This is a genomic window from Bradyrhizobium sp., assembly GCF_049798375.1.
Lineage (GTDB): Bacteria > Pseudomonadota > Alphaproteobacteria > Rhizobiales > Xanthobacteraceae > Bradyrhizobium.
This window is the reverse complement of sequence record NZ_JBARGP010000211.1, coordinates 1-4,810: the sequence shown is the minus strand read 5'-3', so window position 1 is coordinate 4,810 and position 4,810 is coordinate 1. Positions and strand designations below refer to the sequence as shown.

The 4,810-nt window shown below is 62.2% G+C and carries 7 protein-coding genes; 4 read left to right on the top strand and 3 right to left on the bottom strand.

What is annotated here, in order from left to right; translation table 11 throughout:
* On the bottom strand, window positions 1-792 hold a 792-nt coding region (locus WA702_RS09110), incomplete at its 3' end, for an LVIVD repeat-containing protein (RefSeq protein WP_425110194.1).
* A gap of 157 nt (window positions 793-949) precedes the next feature.
* Between WA702_RS09110 and WA702_RS09105 the strand changes: the two genes are divergently transcribed.
* From WA702_RS09105 to WA702_RS09095, 3 genes are read left to right on the top strand one after another with little or no spacing between them, the layout of a single operon-like run.
* Window positions 950-1,264 (top strand): ArsR/SmtB family transcription factor, encoded by a 315-nt coding sequence (locus WA702_RS09105; protein ID WP_425110193.1) that lies wholly within the window; start codon window positions 950-952, stop codon window positions 1,262-1,264.
* Window positions 1,257-1,718 carry an SRPBCC family protein gene (locus WA702_RS09100; protein ID WP_425110192.1) on the top strand — a complete coding sequence of 154 codons (462 nt, stop codon included), beginning with the start codon at window positions 1,257-1,259 and terminating at the stop codon, window positions 1,716-1,718. Before WA702_RS09105 ends, WA702_RS09100 begins: the two co-directional genes overlap by 8 nt.
* Window positions 1,719-1,721: 3 nt before the next feature.
* Window positions 1,722-2,234: an SRPBCC family protein gene (locus WA702_RS09095; RefSeq protein WP_425110191.1), complete on the top strand. Its 513-nt coding sequence runs from the start codon at window positions 1,722-1,724 to the stop codon at window positions 2,232-2,234.
* A 247-nt stretch (window positions 2,235-2,481) separates the two neighbouring features.
* On the opposite strand, the gene WA702_RS09090 is transcribed toward WA702_RS09095, so the two are convergent.
* Window positions 2,482-2,721: a hypothetical protein gene (locus tag WA702_RS09090; RefSeq protein ID WP_425110190.1), complete on the bottom strand. Its 240-nt coding sequence runs from the start codon at window positions 2,719-2,721 to the stop codon at window positions 2,482-2,484.
* 275 nt (window positions 2,722-2,996) lie between these two features.
* Window positions 2,997-3,452 carry a GatB/YqeY domain-containing protein gene (locus WA702_RS09085; RefSeq protein ID WP_425110189.1) on the bottom strand — a complete coding sequence of 152 codons (456 nt, stop codon included), beginning with the start codon at window positions 3,450-3,452 and terminating at the stop codon, window positions 2,997-2,999.
* A gap of 180 nt (window positions 3,453-3,632) precedes the next feature.
* Between WA702_RS09085 and carA the strand changes: the two genes are divergently transcribed.
* Window positions 3,633-4,810 (top strand): glutamine-hydrolyzing carbamoyl-phosphate synthase small subunit (gene carA, locus WA702_RS09080; RefSeq protein WP_425110188.1); only part of this gene is annotated, 1,178 nt, incomplete at its 3' end.

Sequence of the window (4,810 nt, the reverse complement as noted above, 5' to 3'; positions counted from 1 at the left end):
GTCCGGCGTCGGCTCCTTCGGCCCGTGCAACAGCTTGTCGCGATCGACGATCTGCAGGAGGCCGCCCTTGTCGGTGCCGTAGCCGAAATAGATCCGGTTGGCCTGCGGCCCCAGCGAGATCGGCCCGTGTAGTTCGGTCGGCACCGCGCCGGTGGCGCCGGGCTCCTGTCCCGGCAGGCCGAAATCCCTGATCTTCACCGGATGCGCGGGATCGCTGAGATCATAGACCTGGGTCATGCGCCGCACCCGCCAATCAGGTGCGCCCGACACCAGGAAGGCAATGCCGGTGTCGCATTCCCACCAACTCTTGTGCGTGTCCTTAAGCCCATCGATCCGCGTCACCAGCACCGGGCTCTCGGGATTGGCGACGTTCCAGATCTCATGCGCCTCGCTGCCGAAGGTGCGAAGCATGTACACGGCGTTGGGATCGCCTTTCGGCAACGACTTGCCGTCGCAGACCCGCACCATCTGCGCGCCGCCGGATTCGTATTTTCCTTCCTGCCCGGGAATGTGGTGCAGATATTTCGGACGTGCGGGATCGGTGACGTCAACGATCGAGGTACCATTCGGCTCGGCCTTGCCGGTCAGCGGGTTGACCGGATCGGGGATCGTGTCGGTGCCGCCGTGATGGCCGATATAGGCGATCCAGCGATCGCTCTGGTGATGGATGGTCGGCTGATAGGCGCTGCGCGCCTGCAGGTCGTTGGTCCCGACCAGCTTCATGTTGGAGGCTTCCGGCGGCGCGCCGATCAGCTGTTGCGCATGCCCTTCGGGCAGCGAGAAAAAACTCATGACTAGAACTGCCACCCCGGCGCTACTCTTCATTTTCCACCCGCTTCATGACGCGTCGATCTCCGTGCCGACGTCGCCGCCATCCTAACATGACGACGGATCGTCGCCGAACACACGCTCTTGACATGCAACCATTCGGTTGCCTATGCTGTCGATCATGGATGACGTCTTCAAAGCGCTGGCGGATGCATCACGCCGGTCGCTGCTGGACAGGCTTCACGCCCGTAACGGCCAGACGCTGAACGACCTCTGTGACGGCCTCGAGATGACGAGACAGGCCGTGACCAAGCACCTTGCGATTTTGGAGGCGGCCAACCTGGTCACGACGATCCGGCATGGCCGCGAGAAGCTGCACTATCTCAACCCGGTCCCGATCCATGAGATCGGCGAGCGCTGGATCAGGAAGTTCGAGCGCGGCAGGCTCGCCGCGCTCAGCGAATTAAAACGGCAGTTGGAGAAGCGCGATGAGTAAGCCGGAATTCGTCTACGTCACTTATATCGAGACCACGCCGGACAAGCTTTGGCAGGCACTGACCAGCAGCGAGTTGTCCCGGCAATACTGGTTCGGCACCGAGTTGCGCTCCGACTGGACAATCGGCTCGCCCTTCGCGCTGGTGAGCGACGGCAACGAAACCGACGTCGGCGAGATCCTCGAATGCGATCCGCCGCGCCGGCTGTCCTATACGTTCAAGCACGTGCTGATGGACAAATATAAGCACGAAACGCCGACCAAGGTCGTGTTCACGATCGAGCCGCATGGCAAGCTTTCAAAACTCACGCTGACGCATGAAGGATTTGCCGGCGCGAGCGGGCTGCTGGACGGAATTTCCAACGGATGGCCAGCGATCCTCTCCGGCCTGAAGACCATGTTGGAGACCGGCACAGCGCTTACGATTCCGAGGTCGGCGCTCGGCAAAGGACAGTGAACGATGGATACCACCAGCTTCAAGCCCGCCACCGTCTACACGATCTACATCGCATCGACGCCGGAGCAGGTATGGGAGGCGCTGACGTCGGCGGAGTTCAGCAGACAATATTTCTTCGGCAACTCAGTCGAGATCGAGCAGAAGGTCGGCGGCAGCTACGTCGTGCGGCAGGGGGATGGCGCGCTGCACATCAGTGGCGAGGTAGTCGAGTACGATCCGCCGCGGAGACTTGCCTTCACCTTTAACGTCAACTGGCCTGCGTTGATCGAGAAGCTCGGCCAGACGCTCGTCTCCTACGAGATCGAGCCGGCCGGCGACGCGGTCCGCCTGACCATGACGGAATCGCACGACCGGCCGATGTCGGACGATATTCTGTCCGGCGGCCGCCAGGGCTGGCCCGCGATCCTCTCCAGCCTGAAGAGCCTGCTGGAGACCGGCAAGCCGCTGCTGGTGCAGATGGCGCCGCCGGCCAGGATGTTGGCAGCGCTGAAGGAGTTGGGAATCGGGACGCCTTAAGGTCACCACGGCCGTTGCAGCAATCATTGCTGTCATTCCGGTCTTGAGCCGAGACCGATACGCCGCGGCGGAAATGTTGCGAAGAAAGACGTCATAGCATCCAGCCTCAAACGACTGCCAGTGATTATGGGTCCGGCGTTCGCCGGGACGACGGTGGTGGTGTTGGCACATTGTACTGACAGAGCGGGCTGGAGGCGCGAGCGTGATAGATTCGCCCGCTCACGCTGTGGCGATGTCGTGATCGCAGCTACTCGAAATGCAGGTCCGCGAAGGGATCCTTTACGTGATCCTGAGGCTGAGCCGCCGCAGGCGGTGGCGCAAACCATCGCGGTTCGCGCACTTGCAAATACTCTTCATTTCTGTGAGGCAAGACAACACTGTCGTAGGCATCTCGCCAGCTGTCGTGTGCGGGTCGCGCTTGTGCGGCGGGAGTGATGCCGAGCGAGAAGATGAGCGGCAAAGCCGCGAGGATGGATATCTTGGTCATGAGAGGCTCCATTACGGTTCACTGCCGGGAGGACAGGATAAGGAGCCCAAAAATTCCGTGCCTTCCATTAAACCTAGGAAAGCTCACGCGCACGTCAGAGTAGCTGTAAAGCTCACATCGCCGAGCAAGCAAGACGATGTGAGCGGCCTGCTGACGCGCGTAACTTGTTACACGCGAAACGTGACGAAAGACGTGGGTGCCGGGTCTCCGCCGCGCGAAGCGGCAGCCCAGGCATGACGATGTGGAATTCGATGCTGCCCGCAATAGAGCGCTGGCTAGCCTGACAGCGACGCCTTCACCAGGGCGCTGGCCTTGGCGAAATCCATCTGGCCGGCGTACTTCGTTTTCAGCACGCCGATCACCTTGCCCATGTCCTTGATCCCGGCAGCGCCGGTTTCGGCGACGACGGTGGAGATCGCGGCCTTCACCTCGTCATCCGACATCTGCTTCGGCAGATATGCCGAGATCACCGCGATCTCCTCGCGCTCGGCGGCGGCGAGTTCGGCGCGGCCGCCTTTCTCGTAGAGCTCGACCGATTCCTGGCGCTGCTTGATCATCTTCTGCAGCACCGACAGCACCTCGCCATCGCCGAGCGGCGGCTTGCCCTGCCCGCGCGCCTCGATGTCGGCGTTCTTCAGGGTCGAATTGACCATGCGCAAGGTCGAGAGCTTGCGCTCCTCCTTGGCCTTCATCGCCTCCTTTACCGCATTGTTGATGTCGTCGCGCAGCATGTTCTGAACCTTTCGAATGTCTGCGGGTGATCTAAGCGGTTCGCGCGTCCGCGGCAACGCCGTTCCGGTGTTGTTCTCGGCGGATCAGGGCCGTTTCCGGCGCAAATCATCGAAAATCGCGTGCAAAATTGGCCGTTCCCGCTTTGACGACGGGCGCTTGCAGGACTATGTACCGGGCTCATGACACACATTGATAATGACGCTGCCTGGCCGGACCATAAACCGACCGCGCTTCTCGTGCTCGCCGACGGCACGGTGCTGGAAGGCTTTGGCCTCGGCGCCGAAGGCCACGCCGTGGGCGAGGTCTGTTTCAACACCGCGATGACCGGTTATGAGGAGATCCTCACCGATCCCTCCTATGCCGGCCAGCTCATCACCTTCACCTTCCCGCATATCGGGAATGTCGGCACCAATGACGAGGATATCGAGACGGTGAACATGGCGGCGACGCCGGGCGCCCGTGGCGTGATCCTGCGCACCGCCATCACCGACGCCTCGAGCTATCGCGCCACCCGCAATCTCGACCAGTGGCTGCGCGCGCGCGGCATCATCGGGCTCTCCGGCATCGACACCCGCGCGCTGACTGCGCTGATCCGCTCCAAGGGCATGCCGAACGGCGTGATCGCCCACGCCAAGGACGGCAAGTTCGATCTCGAAGCGCTGAAGAAGGAAGCCCGCGAGTGGCCGGGCCTGGAAGGCATGGACTTGGTGCCGATGGTCACTTCCGGCCAGCGCTTCACCTGGGACGAGACCCCCTGGGTGTGGAATGAGGGCTTTGGCCGGCAGACCGATCCGGAGTTCAACGTCGTCGCGATCGACTATGGCATCAAGCGCAACATCCTGCGCCTGCTCGCCGGGGTCGGCTGCAAGGTCACGGTGGTACCGGCGACCACGTCGGCCGATGACATCCTGGCGATGAAGCCGGACGGCGTATTCCTGTCCAATGGCCCGGGCGACCCGGCCGCGACCGGCGAATATGCCGTTCCGGTGATCAGGCAGGTGATCTCGTCGGGCACGCCGACCTTCGGCATTTGCTTGGGGCATCAGATGCTGGGGCTCGCCGTCGGCGCTAAAACCAAGAAGATGCATCAAGGCCATCACGGCGCCAATCATCCGGTCAAGGACGAGACCACCGGCAAGGTCGAGATCACCTCGATGAATCACGGCTTCGCGGTGGATCAGGATACGCTGCCGAAGGGCGCGACGCAGACCCACATCTCGTTGTTCGACGGCTCCAATTGCGGGATTTCGCTCGACGACCGACCGGTGTTCTCGGTGCAATACCACCCCGAGGCGTCGCCGGGACCACGCGACTCGCACTATTTGTTCCAGCGCTTCGCCGAACTGATGCGCGAGAA